The 16,910-nt window shown below is 71.5% G+C and carries 17 protein-coding genes; 11 read left to right on the top strand and 6 right to left on the bottom strand.

Going from position 1 to position 16,910, the window contains the following annotated elements; all coding sequences use genetic code 11:
• Position 1 precedes the first annotated feature (1 nt).
• Entirely contained in the window at positions 2-823 is an 822-nt protein-coding gene (locus tag QNO26_RS10775; protein WP_257533334.1) for a DUF1206 domain-containing protein, read from the bottom strand.
• Positions 824-882: 59 nt separating this feature from the next.
• Between QNO26_RS10775 and QNO26_RS10770 the strand changes: the two genes are divergently transcribed.
• From QNO26_RS10770 to rbfA, 5 genes are all read left to right on the top strand, one after another.
• Positions 883-2,742: a lipase family protein gene (locus QNO26_RS10770; protein WP_257533332.1), complete on the top strand. Its 1,860-nt coding sequence runs from the start codon at positions 883-885 to the stop codon at positions 2,740-2,742.
• Between the two features lie 98 nt (positions 2,743-2,840).
• Entirely contained in the window at positions 2,841-3,827 is a 987-nt protein-coding gene (gene nusA, locus QNO26_RS10765; protein ID WP_257533329.1) for a transcription termination factor NusA, read from the top strand.
• Positions 3,828-3,881: 54 nt separating this feature from the next.
• Positions 3,882-4,151 carry a YlxR family protein gene (locus QNO26_RS10760; RefSeq protein WP_306816695.1) on the top strand — a complete coding sequence of 90 codons (270 nt, stop codon included), beginning with the start codon at positions 3,882-3,884 and terminating at the stop codon, positions 4,149-4,151.
• A 94-nt stretch (positions 4,152-4,245) separates the two neighbouring features.
• Positions 4,246-7,035 (top strand): translation initiation factor IF-2, encoded by a 2,790-nt coding sequence (gene infB / locus QNO26_RS10755; protein WP_257533326.1) that lies wholly within the window; start codon positions 4,246-4,248, stop codon positions 7,033-7,035.
• A gap of 58 nt (positions 7,036-7,093) precedes the next feature.
• Positions 7,094-7,528 carry a 30S ribosome-binding factor RbfA gene (gene rbfA, locus QNO26_RS10750; protein WP_257533325.1) on the top strand — a complete coding sequence of 145 codons (435 nt, stop codon included), beginning with the start codon at positions 7,094-7,096 and terminating at the stop codon, positions 7,526-7,528.
• Between the two features lie 186 nt (positions 7,529-7,714).
• Here rbfA and QNO26_RS10745 read toward each other — a convergent pair whose 3' ends face one another.
• Positions 7,715-8,581 (bottom strand): HhH-GPD family protein, encoded by an 867-nt coding sequence (locus QNO26_RS10745; protein WP_257533323.1) that lies wholly within the window; start codon positions 8,579-8,581, stop codon positions 7,715-7,717.
• 71 nt (positions 8,582-8,652) lie between these two features.
• Between QNO26_RS10745 and QNO26_RS10740 the strand changes: the two genes are divergently transcribed.
• From QNO26_RS10740 to QNO26_RS10720, 5 genes are read left to right on the top strand one after another with little or no spacing between them, the layout of a single operon-like run.
• Complete coding sequence (locus QNO26_RS10740) at positions 8,653-9,309, top strand: nucleoside/nucleotide kinase family protein (RefSeq protein ID WP_257533321.1); 657 nt, start codon at positions 8,653-8,655, stop codon at positions 9,307-9,309.
• Positions 9,309-10,196 (top strand): tRNA pseudouridine(55) synthase TruB, encoded by an 888-nt coding sequence (truB, locus tag QNO26_RS10735; RefSeq protein WP_257533319.1) that lies wholly within the window; start codon positions 9,309-9,311, stop codon positions 10,194-10,196. The genes QNO26_RS10740 and truB overlap by 1 nt, the downstream gene beginning before the upstream one ends.
• On the top strand, positions 10,196-10,564 hold the full coding sequence (locus QNO26_RS10730; RefSeq protein ID WP_257533317.1) for a hypothetical protein: 369 nt from the start codon (positions 10,196-10,198) through the stop codon (positions 10,562-10,564). Before truB ends, QNO26_RS10730 begins: the two co-directional genes overlap by 1 nt.
• Positions 10,565-10,602: 38 nt before the next feature.
• Positions 10,603-11,046, top strand: coding sequence for a hypothetical protein (locus QNO26_RS10725; protein WP_257533316.1), 444 nt, complete (start codon positions 10,603-10,605; stop codon positions 11,044-11,046).
• The gene (locus QNO26_RS10720) at positions 11,043-12,023 is read left to right on the top strand and encodes a bifunctional riboflavin kinase/FAD synthetase (RefSeq protein ID WP_257533314.1); all 981 of its coding nucleotides are present in this window, start codon (positions 11,043-11,045) and stop codon (positions 12,021-12,023) included. Before QNO26_RS10725 ends, QNO26_RS10720 begins: the two co-directional genes overlap by 4 nt.
• Before the next feature lies 1 nt (position 12,024).
• Here QNO26_RS10720 and deoC read toward each other — a convergent pair whose 3' ends face one another.
• The 4 genes from deoC to QNO26_RS10700 are packed head-to-tail and all read right to left on the bottom strand — an operon-like array spanning position 12,025 to position 15,968.
• The gene (gene deoC / locus QNO26_RS10715; RefSeq protein WP_257533312.1) at positions 12,025-12,741 is read right to left on the bottom strand and encodes a deoxyribose-phosphate aldolase; all 717 of its coding nucleotides are present in this window, start codon (positions 12,739-12,741) and stop codon (positions 12,025-12,027) included.
• A 43-nt stretch (positions 12,742-12,784) separates the two neighbouring features.
• Complete coding sequence (locus QNO26_RS10710) at positions 12,785-13,696, bottom strand: carbohydrate ABC transporter permease (protein ID WP_257638242.1); 912 nt, start codon at positions 13,694-13,696, stop codon at positions 12,785-12,787.
• Complete coding sequence (locus tag QNO26_RS10705) at positions 13,693-14,643, bottom strand: carbohydrate ABC transporter permease (RefSeq protein WP_257533308.1); 951 nt, start codon at positions 14,641-14,643, stop codon at positions 13,693-13,695. The genes QNO26_RS10710 and QNO26_RS10705 overlap by 4 nt, the downstream gene beginning before the upstream one ends.
• Positions 14,640-15,968, bottom strand: a complete 1,329-nt coding sequence (locus QNO26_RS10700; RefSeq protein WP_257638243.1) for an extracellular solute-binding protein — start codon at positions 15,966-15,968, stop codon at positions 14,640-14,642. Before QNO26_RS10700 ends, QNO26_RS10705 begins: the two co-directional genes overlap by 4 nt.
• Before the next feature lie 120 nt (positions 15,969-16,088).
• Between QNO26_RS10700 and QNO26_RS10695 the strand changes: the two genes are divergently transcribed.
• Positions 16,089-16,751 (top strand): hypothetical protein, encoded by a 663-nt coding sequence (locus QNO26_RS10695; protein ID WP_257638244.1) that lies wholly within the window; start codon positions 16,089-16,091, stop codon positions 16,749-16,751.
• Positions 16,752-16,910: the final 159 nt, after the last annotated feature.

Below are 16,910 nucleotides of genomic sequence, written 5' to 3'. Positions count from 1 at the left end.
CTCAGAGCGAGGCGTAGCGGGCGCGGAAGGCGCAGAACACGCCGTACGCGATGAAGCCGGCGCCCACGGCGGCGACCAGAAGCTGCCCGAAGACCATGTCGCGCAGCGCGTCGAGGGCGCCGTCGATGCCGCCCGCCGCGCTCGCGTCGATCGTGACTGCGGCGATCAGCAGCAGGATGCCGACGATGAGCAGCGCGGCGCCCTTGGCGATGAATCCGACGGTGCCGAGGGTGGTGACGGTGTGGCCGAGCGGCGAGTCGGGGATGTCCATCTTCTTGCGGAAGCTGCGCAGGAATCCCATGACGATGAACGAGATGCCGCCGATCGCCACGCCGAGCCCCACCAGCCCCAGCACGATGCTGCCACCGGGGACGGTGAGCGCACCACGGCTGGCATCCTCCGCGGCGGATTCGCCGTCGGGACGGGCGCCGAGGGCCACGGCTGCGGCGACCGACCCGACGGCGATGAAGGCCGCGGCCTGACCCCACTCCGAGGCGCGCTGCCCCCACTTCTTCGCCGCGCCCTTGAGGTCGCCGTCGCGGTCACGGGAGAGCACCCCCTCCGCCAGGTGCCACGTGCCCAGCGCCCACAGGGCCACAGCGAGCAGCCAGAGGGCGGCAAGGCCCAGTGGCACGGCGGCGATCGCCTTGAGCGCGCCGGCCTGGTCGCCTTCCCCGTCGCCGCCGAAGGCGATGACGAGCGCGATGACGCCGATCAGGGCATGGACCACGCCGTTCGCGGCGTAGCCGGCACGGGCTCCGAGCCGGGCCGCCGGATGGTGGGCGATCTCACGCGCGGCGCGGCGCGGGGCGGCTTCGGTCACAAGGTCACCCTAGGGCTCGCGCAGGTTTCGCCGAGCCGGCCGCGCGTACGCTTTCAAGGGTGCAGGGACGGGGCAGAGGGCTGACGGCGAGGCTGGGCGAGCTGCCCCGCCTCATCGTGCGCGCCCCGGCGCCGGCCCTCCTGGCCATCGGGCTGCTCGTGGTGGCGCTCGGTCTGCTCATCGTCTTCCGGCCGCTGACCTCGCTGCTGCTGCTGGCGGTGTACATCGGCCTCAGCGCGGTGGCCGCCGGCGTGGCGGAGCTGTTGTCGAGCCGGGAACGGGCTTGGCACGGCCGGCTGTTCGGGGCGATCTGGATCATCGGCGGACTCGCGGTGGCGTTCTGGTTCGGTCGCAGGCTGGAGGAACTGCCCGCCGCGATGGCCGTGCTGCTGATCGTCGCCGGTGCCGCGTCCCTCGGCGATGCCCTGCGACGAGGCACTGTGAGCCAGCGCGTGCTGAGCCTGGCCTGGGGCGGCACGCAGATCGTCTTCGGGGTGCTGGCGCTGACCTGGCCTGACATCAGCGTGCTGATGGTGGCGGTGCTCTTCGGTGCCCGCACGATCGTCTTCGGCGCCGCACTCGTGGGGCGCGGCATCCGTGCCATCGTCTCCGAGGGCGCCGAGACGCCGGCGCCGGAGCCGCGCCCGGTCGGACGTCGCCGGCGCGTGTGGACGGCGGTCGGGCGGTACGCCGTCGCGCTGCTGCTCGTCGCCGCGGCCGCCGGCGGCTCCTGGGTCAACTCGTGGCTCGCCGACGGCGCGCCGGTGGTCGACGCCTTCTACGACCCGCCCGCGGAGGTGCCCGACGGGCACGGGAGACTCATCCGCGCCGACGAGTACCGCGGCGCCGCCCCGCCCGGGGCGAGCGTGCAGCGCATCCTCTACACGACACGCTCGACGCTGGGCGACCCCGCCGTCGGCAGCGCCCTGGTCATCGTCCCAGAAGAGCCCGCCGGCGGGCCCCGGCCGGTGGTGGTGTGGAACCACGGCACCACCGGCATCGCGCGCGGCTGCGCGCCGAGCCTGGCCGACGGCACAGCCACGCACTGGGCGATCCCCGACGTCAACCGCGCCGTCGCCAACGGCTGGGTTGTCGTCGCCCCCGACTACAGCGGACAGGGCGCACCGGGCGACTTCCCGTACCTCATCGGGCGGGGTGAGGCGCGCTCCGCTCTCGACGCGGTGCTGGCGGCGGGAGAGCTCGACGACGATCTCGTGCTGTCGCCGCGCACCCTGGTGTGGGGGCACTCGCAGGGCGGGCATGCCGCGCTGTGGACGACGCAGCTCGCCCCCGACTACGCCCCGGGCATCGACGTGCGCGGGACGGCCCTGCTGGCCCCCGCCGCCGACCCGCTGGCCCTCGCCGAGGAGCTGGCATCCGGCGACGCCAACGCGCTGCTGACCGTGATGGTGTCATGGGTGCTGGTGCCCTATGCCGACACCTATCCGGACGTGCAGCTCGAGGACTACGCCGCCCGCGGCGCGGAGCAGCTGATCCGGGAGATCTCGCAGCGCTGCCTGAGCGAGCCGGGCGTGGTGGTCTCGGCGCTCACCGCGCTGGGGCTGTCCGAGGATCAGCCGGTGACGCTGTCCGATCTGACGACGGGACCGCTGGGGGAGCGGCTGGCGGAGAACGTGCCCGAGGGGCCGTGGGGGACGCCGCTGTTCGTCGGGTGGGGGGCTCAGGACGACGTCCTGCCGACGGTGCTGCAGCGGCGACTCGTGGACGACCTGTGCGCAGCGGGCGAGCGCGTCTACACCTGGGTCGTCCCCACCGCGGGACACCAGGACCTCCTGCAACCGCGCTCGCAGGTGCTGCCGGCGATGCTGCAGTGGAGCGAGACGGTGCTGGAGACCGATCTCGACACGCCGGCGGAGGCGGCCCGCGCCGACCGGGTGCTCGACACCTGCGCGCGCTGAGGTGCGGCTCCCAGCTGGAGCGCGGGCGGCATCCGGTAACGTATGAGGGATGCGGAGGCGCCGTCGCGCCCCGCGACAAGCTGAATAGGGAGGACACCGTGGACATCGATCTCGGACTGTTGAGGACGATCGAGCGCGAGAAGGAGATCCCCTTCGACGAGCTGGTGCGCATCATCGAGCAGGCGATCCTCACCGCATACGGCAAGCACACCTCCCCGACCGGCGAGCTGCCCGACGGCACCCGCGTGGAGCTGGACCGCAAGACCGGTCACGTCGCGATCTACGTTCCGCTGCTGGACGAAGAGGGCGCCGTCATCGGCGAAGAGGAGACCACCCCCGACGACTTCGGCCGCATCGGCGCCTTCGCCGCCAAGCAGGTCATCGGCCAGCGGTTGCGCGATATCGCCGACGACGCCGTGCTGGGAGAGTTCCGCGGCAAGGAGGGCGACATCGTCGCCGGTGTCGTGCAGCAGGGCCCCAACCCGCGCATGGTGCACGTGGACCTCGGCTCGGTCGAAGCCATCCTCCCGCCCGAGGAGCAGGTGCCCGGCGAGACCTACGCGCACGGCTCGCGCCTGCGTGTGTACGTCACGAGCGTGTCGAAGGGTCTCAAGGGCCCGCAGATCACCGTGTCGCGCACCCACCCCGGCCTGGTCCGCAAGCTGTTCGCCCTCGAGGTGCCCGAGATCGCGTCCGGCCTGGTGGAGATCGTCTCCCTCGCTCGCGAGGCGGGCCACCGCACGAAGATCGCGGTGTCGGCCACCGAGCCCTCCATCAACGCCAAGGGTGCGTGCATCGGCGAGCTCGGCCGCCGCGTGCGCGCGGTCACCGAAGAGCTCGGCGGCGAGAAGATCGACATCGTCGACTACAACCCGGAGCTCGCGGCATTCGTGGCCAACGCGCTGTCGCCGGCGAAGGTGACGTCGAGCTTCATCCTCGACGCCTCCACCAAGGCCGTGCGCGCCCTCGTTCCCGATTACCAGCTGTCGCTGGCGATCGGCAAGGAAGGTCAGAACGCCCGTCTGGCGGCCAAGCTGACAGGCGCCAAGATCGACATCCAGCCCGACAGCATCCTCGAGGCCTGACGACCCGCCGGGAGCGTCCCGCCGGACGCGCCCGGGACACGGCTCGACGAGGGAATGCACGGAGGGGGTAGGATGGAATCTGTTCGAACGTGCGTGGGATGCCGCGCACGCGCCCCCCGTGCCGCGCTCGTCAGAGTCGTGGCCATCGATTCGCAGGTCGTCCTGGACGAACGAGGATCGATGCCCGGAAGGGGCGCGTGGGTGCACCGCACGCACGAGTGCGTGGATGCCGCCATCCGGCGCCGTGCCTTCGGGCGAGCACTACGTGTGTCAGGTTCGCTTGACACGCAGACCCTTCAGAACCACTTCCAGCGAAACGGCTGAACGGCTATGGACTCAAAGTGAACGGCTCGAAATGAGACCCGTCCGCAACTAGTGGTCTGCTCCTGTCTGGGGCAGACCTTCAGACAGGAGAATTGTGGCAAAACCACGCGTGCACGAGATCGCTTCCGAACTCGGCGTCGACAGCAAGGTCGCACTTGCGAAGCTGAAGGAGCTCGGCGAGTTCGTCAAGAGCCCTTCCTCGACCATCGAGCCCCCCGTGGCTCGCAAGCTCCGTCAGGCCCTGCAGGCCGACGGCGCCAAGCCCGCCGCTGCGCCCGCCCCGGGTGCATCGGCTCGCCCGGCCGGCCGCCCCGGCCCCGCGCGTCCGTCGGCTCCCACGCCGTCCGCTCCGGCGCCGCAGGCACCGGCAGCACAGGCGACTCCCGCCGCCCCGGCACCTGCTCCCGCGCCGTCGAGCGCTCCCGAGCAGGCGGCCCCCGCCGCTCCGGCAGCGCCGGCCGCAGCCACGCCTGCGCCCGCCGCAGCTCCGCAGGCGCCCGACGCCGCGCCGAAGCCCGGTGGCGCCACTCCCGGCGGCCCGACTCCCGGCGCCCCGCGCCCCGGTGGGGCACCGCGTCCAGGAAACAACCCGTTCGCCTCCTCGCAGGGCATGGGCCAGCGTCCCGCCGGTCCGCGTCCCGGCAACAACCCGTTCGCCTCGGCGCAGGGCATGGGGCAGCGCCCCACGCCCGGTAACATCCCGCGTCCGCAGGCACCGCGTCCCGGCGCCCCGCGCCCGGGGGCCCCGCGCCCCGGTGGCGCAGGTCGTCCCGGTGGCGGCGGTCGTCCCGGCGCCCCGTTCCAGCAGCGTCCCGGCGGCCCCGGTCGTCCCGGTGGCGCACCCGGTGGCTTCCAGCGCCCCGGCGGTCCGCCCGCGGGTGGCTTCGCCGGTCGTCCCGGTGGCGGCGGCGGTCGTGGCCGTGGTCCCGGTGGTGGCACCGCCGGCGCCTTCGGCAAGGGTGGCGGCAAGTCCAAGCAGCGCAAGTCGCGGCGGGCGAAGCGGCAGGAATTCGAGATGCGGTCGGCGCCGGTCGTCGGCGGCGTCAACGTCTCGCGCGGTAACGGCGAGATCATCCGCATGCGCCGCGGCGCGTCGATCGCGGACTTCGCCGACAAGATCGAGGCCATCACCGGTTACACGGTGCAGCCCGGCACGCTGGTGACGATCCTGTTCAACCTCGGCGAGATGGCCACGGCCACCGAGTCGCTGGATGAGGCGACCTTCGAGGTGCTCGGCGAGGAGCTGGGCTACAAGATCCAGATGGTCTCGCCCGAGGACGAGGACAAGGAGCTCCTGGAGGGCTTCGGTCTGGACCTCGACGCCGAGCTCGAAGCCGAGAGCGAAGACGACCTCGAGATCCGTCCGCCCGTCGTGACCGTCATGGGTCACGTCGACCACGGTAAGACGCGACTGCTCGACGCGATCCGTCAGACCAACGTGGTCGCCGGTGAGGCCGGTGGCATCACCCAGCACATCGGTGCCTACCAGGTGTGGACCGAGCACGAGGGCATCGAGCGCGCGATCACGTTCATCGACACCCCCGGTCACGAGGCGTTCACCGCCATGCGTGCCCGTGGTGCGCAGGTCACCGACCTCGCGATCCTCGTGGTCGCCGCCGACGACGGCATCATGCCCCAGACGGTCGAGGCGCTGAACCACGCACAGGCGGCAGGCGTGCCGATCGTCGTGGCAGTGAACAAGGTCGACAAGCCCGACGCCAACCCGGCGAAGGTGCGCCAGCAGCTCACCGAGTACGGCCTGGTCGCCGAGGAGTACGGCGGCGACGTCATGTTCGTCGACGTCTCCGCACGTCAGGGCACCAACATCCAGGAGCTCCTGGATGCCGTCCTGCTGACCGCGGACGCGGGTCTGGACCTCACGGCGAACCCGAACAAGGCCGCCCGTGGTGTCGCGATCGAGGCGAAGCTCGACAAGGGCCGCGGCTCGGTGGCCACCGTGCTGATCCAGTCCGGCACGCTGCGCGTCGGCGACGCGATCGTCGCAGGCACCGCCTACGGCCGTGTGCGTGCCATGGTCGACGAGAACGGCGACCCGGTCGAGGAGGCTTACCCCTCCCGCCCCGTGCAGGTGCAGGGTCTGAACTCCGTGCCCCGCGCCGGCGACACGTTCATCGTGACCGAAGAGGACCGCCTCGCCCGTCAGATCGCTGAGAAGCGTGAAGCCGCCGAGCGCAACGCCCAGCTGGCCAAGGCCCGCAAGCGCATCTCGCTCGAGGACTTCACCCGCGCTCTGCAGGAGGGCAAGGTCGAGTCGCTCAACCTCATCATCAAGGGTGACGTCTCCGGTGCCGTCGAGGCGCTCGAGGAGTCGCTGCTGAAGATCGAGGTGGACGACTCCGTGCAGCTGCGGATCATCCACCGCGGTGTGGGTGCCGTGACCGAGTCCGACGTCAACCTCGCCACGATCGACAACGCGATCGTGATCGGGTTCAACGTCCGCCCCGATGCCAAGGCGCGCGAGCGTGCTCAGCGTGAAGGCGTGGACATCCGGTTCTACTCGGTCATCTACAACGCGATCGACGATGTGGAGCAGTCGCTCAAGGGCCTGCTCAAGCCGGAGTACGAAGAGGTCCAGTCGGGCGTCGCGGAGATCCGGGAGGTGTTCCGCTCCTCGAAGGTCGGCAACATCGCCGGTGTCATCGTGCGCTCGGGGACGATCACCCGAAACGCGAAGGCTCGCGTCATCCGCGACGGCGTGGTCATCGCCGACGGCCTGACGATCGAGTCGCTGCGCCGCTTCAAGGACGACGTCACCGAGGTGCGCACGGACTACGAGGCCGGTATCGGACTCGGCAAGTTCAACGACATCCAGATCGGCGACGAGATCGAAACCACCGAGATGGTCGAGAAGCCGCGAGGCTGATCATCCGGCGGGGGGTGCCGGAAGGCACCCCCCGCCTTCACTTGCAGGGAGATAAACGATGTCTTCAGAGCGTCAGGCCAGGCTGGCCGACCGCATTCGCGTTCTGATCGCCGAACGGCTCGAGAAGGGTCTGCGGGACCCGCGGCTGGGGTTCACCACCATCACCGATGTGAAGGTGACCGGGGACCTGCAGCACGCGTCGGTGTTCTACACCGTGCTCGGCACCGAGAAGGAGCGCGCCGACTCGGCTGAGGCGCTGCGGGCCGCCACCGGCATGCTGCGCAGCGAGGTCGGGCGCAAGCTCGGCGTGCGGCTCACCCCGACCCTCGAGTTCATCCCCGACGCGATCCCCGAGAACGCCGGGCACATCGAGGACCTGCTGCGCGAGGCGCGCGAGCGCGACGCCGCTGTGGCGGGACTGGCCACCGGTGCCGCCTATGCCGGCGACGCCGACCCGTACGTCAAGCCCCGCGACCTCGAAGAAGCCGAGTAGACCTCCGGGTCCACGAGCGGGTATCCGGCGACGCGGCTGAGCCTTCGCGCCACCGGGAGCGGGGGCGCTCCGTTGCCGACGTGCACAACGTCGCCGATCCCGGGTGCCTGCGCGTCAACGCGCCCAGACGGGCTGTTGCCCGCACTTGATTGGCGACGTTGTGCACGCGGCCGCACGCGCGCAGGCTCAGCGGGGGAGCGAGAGCATGCCCCCGGTCGCCTCGACGAGCCCGTCCGCGATGAGCGAGTCGATGGCGCGGTCGCGCTGGCGCGCATCCTGCCAGGCCGGGATGACCGCGTCGGCCGCCACCGCGTGGGCCGCAGCCTCCCGCAGCACCCGCAGCACCGCACCGCGCGCCTGCCGGTCGCTGCCCTCGTACCGGGCCTGCCGCCGCCTCTCGTCGCCGGTGTCCGGGTACCCGGCCGCGCGCCACGCGCACAGGTGCGCGAGCGGGCACGCCTCGCACCGGGGAACGCGTGCCGTGCACACGACCGCCCCGAGTTCCATGGCCGCCGCGTTGACGACCGCGGCCTGGTCGACGTCCGAAGGCAGCACCGCCGCCATCGCCGCCAGATCACGCTTCGCCGGCGCACCCGGCTGCGACCGACCGTCGACGGCCCGCGCGAGCACGCGTCGGGTGTTGGTGTCGACGACGGGATGCCTGCGCCCGTAGGCGAAGACGGCCACGGCGCGCGCGGTGTAGTCGCCGATCCCGGTGAGGGCGAGGAGCGCCTCGACGTCCGCCGGCACGACGCCGTCGTGGCGGTCGCGGATCTCCACCGCGGCCCGGTGCAGCCAGAGCGCGCGCCGCGGGTACCCGAGGTTCGCCCACTGCCGCACCGCCTCCGCGGGCGGGTCGGCCGCCAGCGCCGCGGGGTCGGGCCAGCGGTCGAGCCACGCCTCCAGATGGGGGATCACCCGGGCCACCGGCGTCTGTTGCAGCATGAACTCGCTCACCAGCACGCCCCACGCCCCGAACTCCGGATGCCGCCACGGCAGGTCCCTGGCGTTGTCGCGGTACCAGGCGATGAGCGGGGTCGCGAGGTCGGGCACCCGAGAAGCCTATGACGGCCGAACGCCGGGGGAGCGCCGGTCGCCCCACCCGGCCGAAGTAGGCTGGAGGGATGCCCGAGACCACCGCTTCCGACCTCTGGGGGAGCCTGCGCGACGAGGTGCGCCAGCATCACCGCCATGGGCGGATCCTCCTCGGCGTGGATGGCGTCGACGGCGCGGGCAAGACCCGCTTCGCCGACGGCTTCGCGACCGTGTTCGACGACGTCCCGGTCTTCCGGGCATCGGTCGACGGGTTCCACCGCCCCCGCGCCGAGCGATACGCCCGCGGGCGCACGTCGCCGGAGGGGTTCTACCTCGACTCCTACGACTACGCGGCGTTCCGCCGTGAGCTCATCGAGCCCTTCCGTGCCGGCGAGCCCTTCCGCACCGCGGTGTGGGATGTCGACGCCGATGCGCCGGTCGATGTGGCCCCGCAGGTCGCCGGACCCGATGCCGTGCTGCTGGTCGACGGCATCTTCCTGCACCGCCCCGAGCTGCGCGGGCTCTGGCACTGGTCGCTGTGGCTCGACGTCCCCGTCGACGTGGCGTTCGCCCGCCTGGCCGAGCGCGACGGCACCGACCCCGCCCACACCGCAGCCTCCAACGCCCGCTACCGGCAGGGCCAGGAGATCTACCTGCGCGACGCCGACCCGCGTCGCGCCGCCTCGGCGATCGTCGACAACACCGACTTCCGCCACCCGTCGCGCGTCTACCGGGACTTCTGCTGATGGCCGGCGGCATCCTCCTCGTCGACAAAGCCGGCGGCATGACGAGCCACGACGTCGTCGCGCGCGCGCGGCGCGCGCTGGGCACCCGCAAGGTCGGCCACGCCGGCACGCTCGACCCGATGGCGACGGGCCTGCTCGTCCTCGGCGTCGACAGCGCGACCCGGCTGCTGACGTATCTCGTCGGGCTCGACAAGACCTATGAAGCCACGATCCGCCTCGGTGTCGCCACCGACAGCGATGACGCCGACGGCGCCGTGACGACCAGGGCCGATGCCGCGGCCGTCGCCGCCGTCACCGACGCTGCGGTCGACGCGGGCATCTCGGCGCTGACGGGGGACATCTCCCAGGTGCCCAGTCGCGTCTCGGCGATCAAGGTGGACGGTCGCCGCGCCTACGACCTGGCCCGCGCCGGCGAGGAGGTCACGCTGGCAGCACGTGCGGTCACCGTCTCGCGCTTCGCGGTGCGCGCCCGCCGCCCTGGCGACGGGGTGCTGGACCTCGACGTCGTGGTCGACTGCTCCAGCGGCACCTACATCCGTGCCCTCGCCCGCGACCTGGGTGCGGCGCTCGGGGTCGGCGGTCACCTCACCGCGCTGCGGCGCACCCGCATCGGTCCGTTCGACCTCGCCGACGCGGTGGCCGTCGACGACATCTCCGCCGACGCCCTGCTCCCGCAGGCGAGGGTCGCCGCCGATGTGCTGGGCGCCTTCCCGGTGACGGCGGAGGAGGCCCGCGATCTGCGGCACGGAAAGCGTCTCGTCGGCGCGGGCGTGCGCCTCGCCGACCCGCCGGCCGCGGCCATCGACCCCGACGGCCGGCTCGTGGGGATCGTCGAGCGCCGCGGCGCCGACGTGAAGAGTGCCATGAACGTCTCGGAGGAGAGCTGATGATCCTGTGGTTCACCGTCGTCCAGGTGGCCGTCGCCGTGGTGGCCGGCCTGCTGTGCATCGGGATCGGCCTGGCCGGCCGTCGCCCCAGTGACCTGACGGTGGGTTCGCTCGCACTTCTCGAGCTGCTCCTCATCGCGCAGGTCGTCATCGGCATCGTGTCGCCGCTCGCGGGCAACCCCGCTTCGGGCAGCCTGCTCGAGTTCTGGGTGTACCTCGTCTCGGCCGTGCTGCTGCCGCCCGCGGCGGCGGCGTGGGCGCTCATCGAGCGCAGCCGCTGGAGCACCGTCATCATGGGGGTCGCCGCGCTGTCGGTGGCCGTGATGGTGTGGCGCATGGAGGTCATCTGGACGGTGCAGGGCGCATGACCGGCTCCGTCGTCACGCCGCCTAAACTGGACCGCGACATGTCCACCCGCCCCCGCATGACCGGCATCGGCCGCGTGCTCGTGATCGTCTACGCGGTCATGGCCCTCGCCGCCACCGGGCGCTCCTTCGTGCAGATCGTCGAGAAGTTCGACGAGGCGCCGCTCGCGTACACCCTGTCGGCGGGCGCGGCCGTCGTGTACATCCTCGCCACCCTCGCCCTCGTGTTCGCGGGCTCCCGCGTCTGGTACGTCATCGCCTGGGTCGCGATCTGCTTCGAGCTCACCGGCGTGATCGTCGTCGGCATGCTCACCTTCGTGCTGCCTGCGCTGTTCGACCACCCGACGGTGTGGTCCTGGTTCGGCGCCGGTTACCTGTTCATCCCGCTGGTGCTGCCCTTCCTCGGACTGTGGTGGCTGACCACCCACCGGCCCGGCCCCGTGGCCGAGCCGGGCCCCGAGCCGGTCGAGAGGTCGTCCTGGTGATCGTCTTCCGCGACCCGGCGGAGATCCCCGCCGGTTTCGGCCCCTCGGTGGTCGTCATCGGCAAGTTCGATGGCGTGCATGCCGGGCACCGCGCCGGGATCGACCGCGCCCGGGTCGCCGCAGAGGCCGAAGGCGCGCGCGTGGTCGCCGTCACGTTCGACCGCAATCCGCTCAGCGTGCTGCGGCCGGAGCTGTGCCCGCCCGAGCTCGTCAGCGTCGACCAGAAGCTGGCCCTGCTCGCGCAGACCGGGGTGGACGCCACCCTCGTACTGCACTTCGACCGTGCCCTCGCCGACCTGCCCGCCGAAGACTTCGTGCGCCGCGTGCTCGTGGACGCCGTCGGCGCGGTCACGGTGTTCGTGGGGGCCGACTTCCGCTTCGGTCGCGGCGGTGCCGGCGACCCCGGCCTGCTCGCGCAGCTGGGCCGCTCGTCCGGGTTCCGCGTCGAGGTGATCGACGACATCCGGGCTCGCGACGACGGCCGCCGTGTCTCCTCGACCTGGATCCGCGGCCTGCTCGCGGAGGGCGACGTCGAGGGCGCGGCCCGGCTGCTCGGCCGCCCCGCGGCGGTGCGCGGCGAGGTCGTGCATGGCCTGAAGCGCGGCCGCGACCTCGGCTTCCCGACGGCGAACCTGTCCCTCGAGGCCGAGGGGTTCATCCCCGCCGACGGCGTCTACGCCGGCTGGCTCGTCGACGAGGGTGCGATCCCTGTGGCGGATGCTTCGCCCCACCCGCACGCCACGACCCGCTACCCCGCCGCCATCTCGGTGGGGACCAACCCCACGTTCGGCGACGTGACCGCGCGTCAGGTGGAGGCGTACGTGCTGGACGAGACCGATCTGGATCTCTACGGCCACCGCGTCGAGGTGCACTTCACCCACCGCATCCGGGGAATGGTCGCCTTCGAGGGCGTCGACGCACTCATCGCGCAGATGACCGACGACGTCGCCCGAGTGCGCGCCGCGTTGAGCGACTGAGTCAGTACGACGTCTCGTCGACCGTGGAGGCGCCCTCCCGGCCGTCGAGCTCTGCGCGCAGCGAGCCGAGGATCGTGGCGCTGGCGCTGGTGCCCAGGCGGGTCGCGCCGGCATCGAGCATCTGCAGGGCGGTCTCGAGGCTGCGGACGCCGCCGGAGGCCTTCACCTGCACGCGCTCGCCGACGCTCGCCCGCATGAGTCGCACGTGCTCGACCGTCGCGCCGCCGCCGGCGAACCCGGTGGAGGTCTTGACGAAGTCTGCGCCGCCGGCCTCGGTCAGCCGGCTGCCGCGGGCGATCTGCTCGTCGTCGAGGAGGCTCGTCTCCAGGATCACCTTCGTGATCTTCCCGGCAGCGGCATCCACGACGGCGCGGATGTCGTCGACGACGACATCGTCGAACCCGGAGCGCAGCGCGCCGATGTTGATCACCATGTCGAACTCGGTCGCGCCGTCCTCGAACGCGCGGATGGTCTCAGCGACCTTCGCCGTGGTGGAGGTGGTGCCGTGGGGGAACCCGATCACGGTGCCCACCGCGACGCCGGTGCCGTCCAGGCGCTTCACCGCGTAGGGGATGTCCGACGGACGAACGCACACGCTGAACACGCCCCACTGGGCGGCGATGTCGAGCTCGGCGTCGACGTCGGCACGGGTGAATTCGGGCTTCAGGATCGCGTGGTCGATCGTGGCGGCCAGTTCGCGTTCGGTGATTCGGGACATGCTCTCAGCGTAGTCGCCGCCCCCGGACGAGGTGGGCCACCGCTCAGGTGCCGCCGAACCCGGTCGTCGCCACACCGCGGACGATCTGCTTCTGGAAGATCAGGAACAGCACGATCAGGGGGAGGGATGCCAGCACGGCCTGCGCCATCACCTGCGCGTACTGCACCCCGTAGGCACTGATGACCGTCTGCAGACCCACCGGCAGCGTCATCAGGTTGGTGTCGTTGATGATCAGGAACGGCCAGAGGAAGTTGTTCCAGGTCGTGATGAACACGAAGATGGCCACAGCAGCGAGGATGCCGCGCGACAGCGGCAGCACGATGGACCAGAACACCCGCAGCCGTCCCGCGCCGTCCACGCGCGCGGCATCCTCCAGCTCCAGCGGCACCTGGTCGAAGAACTTCTTCAGGATGAACACCATCGCCGGCACGACGACCTGCGGCAGGATCAGCCCCAGCGGGGTGTCGACGAGGTTGAGGGCGAGCATCTCGTAGAACAGCGGGATGATGAGCACCTGCGGGGGGACGACGATCGACGCGATCACGACTCCGAAGAGGAACCTCCTGCCGGGGAACTCCAGCCGCGAGAAGGCGTAGGCGGCCAGCGCCGAGATGGCCACCGTGATGAGGGTCACCGCCGCGGAGGTCCACAGGCTGTTGAAGGCCCAGATGTACACGTTCCCCTGCGCGAGGATCGCGCCGTAGGCATCGGTGGTCGCACCGGACTGGCCGATCCAGCCGCCGCCGGACGCGGCATCCGTCTCGGTCATGAACGAGGTCGCCACCGCCCACAGGAACGGCATCAGCCAGCCGAGCGCCATCAGCGCCAGTGCGACGAAGGCGAGGATGTTCAACGGGCTCAGCCGTCGCGCGCCGGGCTTGGTCGTGCGGTCCGGCCGGGTGGCGGCGCCCTGCGGGGTGGCCAGCGGTGCGCGTGCCTGAGCGGTGGTGGTCATGACTGCTCCCCCCGGCGGCGGACGGCGAAGGCCTGCACCACGCCGATGATGACGATGATGGCGAAGAAGACGTAGGAGATGGCGGAGGAGTACCCGAAGCGGTACCCGACGAAACCGGCCTCGTACATGTACTGCACGACGGAGCGGGTCGTGTCGCTCGCGACCCCGCCCAGCATCTGATACGCCTGGTCGAACAGCTTCAGCGACGCGATCACCTGCAGGATGACGATGAGCACCGTCACCTGACCCAGCTGCGGGAGGGTGATCGACCACAGCTGCCGCACCGGGCCCGCACCGTCGAGGGAGGCCGCCTCGTACTGCTGCGCCGGGATGTTCTGCAGCGCGGCGAGGTACAGCAGGAAGTTGAAGCCGACCGTCCACCACACCGTGGCGATGACGATGGCGTACATGTTGGTGTCGGGGCTCTGCAGCCACGCCAGAGGCTCGAGACCGAACCAGGCGAGCACCCTGTTGGCGGCGCCGATCTGGGGGTTGAAGATCCACACCCAGATCTGCGAGATCACCGTGGAGGCCAGCAGATACGGCATGAAGAACGACAGCCGCCACAGCCATTGGGCGGGCAGTCCGCGGTGCACCAGCAGCGCCATCGCGAGCGCGAGCAGCACCAGCGGCACGGTCGACAGGACGGTGAACCACGCCGTGTTGCCCAGCGACCGCCACGTGACCGGATCGCCGAGCGCCTCGATGTAGTTGGCGAACCCGACGAACCCGCCCCCGGCGCCGGTGAGGGACTGATCGGTGAAGCTCAGGTACAGCCCGTGCAGGAGGGGCCACAGCAGGAACACCGCGAACGCGACGAGGAACGGTGCCAGAAAGCCCCACGCGACCGCGGTCTCGCGGCGCTCGCCGGTGTGACGGCGGATGCCGGCACTCGCCCGCCCGGTGATGACGGTGGCGGTGGAGGTGGACGGTGCCGTGGTGGTCATGACGCGCCTCCTCGCGGGTCGGCCGGGTTGGGTGTCTTCAGCTGCGCGTCCAGCCGCGATCGGAAGCGGGCGATCGCGGCGGAGGGGTCGTCGCCGCCCAGCAGCACGTTCTGCACGGCCGAGCCGAACTCGGCCTGGAAGCGCGACCCCGAGCCGGTGAACCAGGCGGGCGGGTCGTAGCGCACGTGCTGAGCGGCCTCGGCGTAGTGGGCCTGCGGCAGGAGGTCGGCATAGGACGACGCCTCGGTGACGGGCAGATACGCCGGGATGTGCCCGGCCCCCGCCCAGTCGAACGACCCCTTCAGCAGGTCCGCGACGAACCGGTAGACGAGGTCTCTCGTCGCGGGGTCGGGGGCGCTCTGGTGCGGCAGGGTGAAGGCGTGGGAGTCGGCGTACACGCTGGGGGTGCCGTACAGCGTCGGGATGAGCGTCGCGTCCAGCGGGAGATCCCGCTCCTGCATGGACCGCAGCTCCCAGACACCGGTGAGGAAGAGTCCGCTGCGGCCCGTGGCGAACTCCGCGATCGCCGACTGGTAGTCGTTCTCCCGCGCGGCGATCTCTCCATCGAGCAGCTGCTGCATGAAGGTCAGTGCCGTCAGCGCGGCGTCGTCGTCCATCCGGGCGCTGCCGCCCTCCGGCAGTTCGATCTCGCTGCCGTGCTGCGTGTAGAGGGTGTAGAACAGGCGCCACATCTGCGCGCCGTCGCCCAGGTACCCGTACGACAGGCCATGGCCCTCCGACTCCCCGGCGACGGCGCGGGCGAGCTCCAGGAAGTCGTCGGGGGAGGACACCGCGCGCAGGCGGCCGTCGCCGTCGAGCACCCCGGCGCGCTCGCAGATGTCGGTGTTGAACATGAGGATGAACGGATGCGCGTCCAACGCGACGCTGTACAGGTCGTCTCCGACGAACCCCTTCTGCCAGACCGCTGCGGGGAACGACGCCTCATCGACGCCGAGGTCGGCGAGGCGCTGCACGTCCCAGGTGTCCAGCAGCCCTCCCGGCGCATAGCCGACCACGCGGGACGCATGCATCACGGAGAGGTCCGGTGCCCGGCCGCCCGCGGCGGCCATGGCGAGCTTGGTGTAGTACGGCTCGCCCCACGACAGCACCGTCGGTCTGACCCGATAGGCGCTCTGCGCCGCGTTCGCGGTGTCGACGAGCCCCGACATGGTCACGCCGTCGGCGCCGCTGAGCAGGTGCCAGTACTGCAGGGGGCGGGGACCCGATGCCGACACGGGGCTGCAGGAGGCCAGGGCGGCGGTGCCCGCGAGGGCGCCGGCGAGGCCGAGGAACCCCCGGCGGGAGACCACGGGTGCTGCTGTCATCGTCACTCCTTCGTGACTTCGCGTGGATTCCCGCATCCTGTACCCCCTGCCGAGCCGGTGCAAGGGCATGTGCGGGTGCGGCGGCCGGATCCGGGCGCGCGCGAACGGTACAGTCGGAGCGTGTTCACCTTGGCTTTCCCCTCGACGCGGCTGCGTCGCAGCGCCACGACGATCGCCGCCGCGGCCGCGGCGATCCTCCTCCTCGCGGGCTGCGCCCAGGAGCCGGCCGCGCCGGCACCCTCCGGGACCGGCGCCACGCCGCCGGTGACCGCCGAGCCGTCGCCCTCGCAGACCCCGTCGCCGACGCCCACCGAGCCGGCCGAGGCCGACACGATCGAACTGCCGGCGTCGTGCGACGACATCTACTCCCCGGCGATGCGCGCGCAGCTCGAAGCCGGAGTGCCGCCTCTGAACGACCCCGGCATCAGCATGCCCTCGACGCAGAACGCCCAGGCCCTCCAACTGCTCGAGTCCGGCATCCCGTCGCTGCGGTGCACGTGGGGCTATCCCTCCGAGGTGGGCATCGCCACCACCGTCTCCCTGATCGAACCCGCCGCGGCGGGTGACCTCGCGGGGTCGCTGGCGAACGCCGGGTTCTCCTGCGCCGACGCGCAGGGGGGCACCGCGTGCCGCCTCACCGAGACGCTCGTGGACTACGACGACAACCTCGTGGAGAAGGGCGAGACGCACTTCTTCCGCGGCAACGGCTGGCTCGCCACGGTGTGGCTGAACTACGGCCCGGAAGGCTACACCGAAGACATCGCCTCGATGATCTGGGGCTGAGCGCGCGCATGCCCTAGACTGTGCATCGGGGAAGAGACGCTTCGTCGCCGCAGTCGGCTGATGTATGCCCGTGGCGCGTCGTGCGTCGTCCCTGAGACCGCGGTCGTCCCGGCAACCGAGCCGCACGCGGTCACATGCACATCGATCCCGCCCCGGGAC

This window comes from Microbacterium sp. zg-Y1090 (genome assembly GCF_030246945.1).
Classification (GTDB): Bacteria; Actinomycetota; Actinomycetes; order Actinomycetales; family Microbacteriaceae; genus Microbacterium; species Microbacterium wangruii.
Note: the sequence above shows the minus strand (reverse complement) of the source record. Positions and strands in the feature narration are given on the sequence as shown.

Bases quoted from the DNA above. Each gene is read 5' to 3' on its own strand.
- QNO26_RS10760 (WP_306816695.1), top strand. From the start codon at position 3,882: ATGCACGGAGGGGGTAGGATGGAATCTGTTCGAACGTGCGTGGGATGC.
- rbfA (WP_257533325.1), top strand. From the start codon at position 7,094: ATGTCTTCAGAGCGTCAGGCCAGGCTGGCCGACCGCATTCGCGTTCTG.
- QNO26_RS10740 (WP_257533321.1), top strand. From the start codon at position 8,653: ATGCCCGAGACCACCGCTTCCGACCTCTGGGGGAGCCTGCGCGACGAG.
- truB (WP_257533319.1), top strand. From the start codon at position 9,309: ATGGCCGGCGGCATCCTCCTCGTCGACAAAGCCGGCGGCATGACGAGC.
- QNO26_RS10730 (WP_257533317.1), top strand. From the start codon at position 10,196: ATGATCCTGTGGTTCACCGTCGTCCAGGTGGCCGTCGCCGTGGTGGCC.
- QNO26_RS10725 (WP_257533316.1), top strand. From the start codon at position 10,603: ATGTCCACCCGCCCCCGCATGACCGGCATCGGCCGCGTGCTCGTGATC.
- deoC (WP_257533312.1), bottom strand. From the start codon at position 12,741: ATGTCCCGAATCACCGAACGCGAACTGGCCGCCACGATCGACCACGCG.
- QNO26_RS10710 (WP_257638242.1), bottom strand. From the start codon at position 13,696: ATGACCACCACCGCTCAGGCACGCGCACCGCTGGCCACCCCGCAGGGC.
- QNO26_RS10705 (WP_257533308.1), bottom strand. From the start codon at position 14,643: ATGACCACCACGGCACCGTCCACCTCCACCGCCACCGTCATCACCGGG.
- QNO26_RS10700 (WP_257638243.1), bottom strand. From the start codon at position 15,968: ATGACAGCAGCACCCGTGGTCTCCCGCCGGGGGTTCCTCGGCCTCGCC.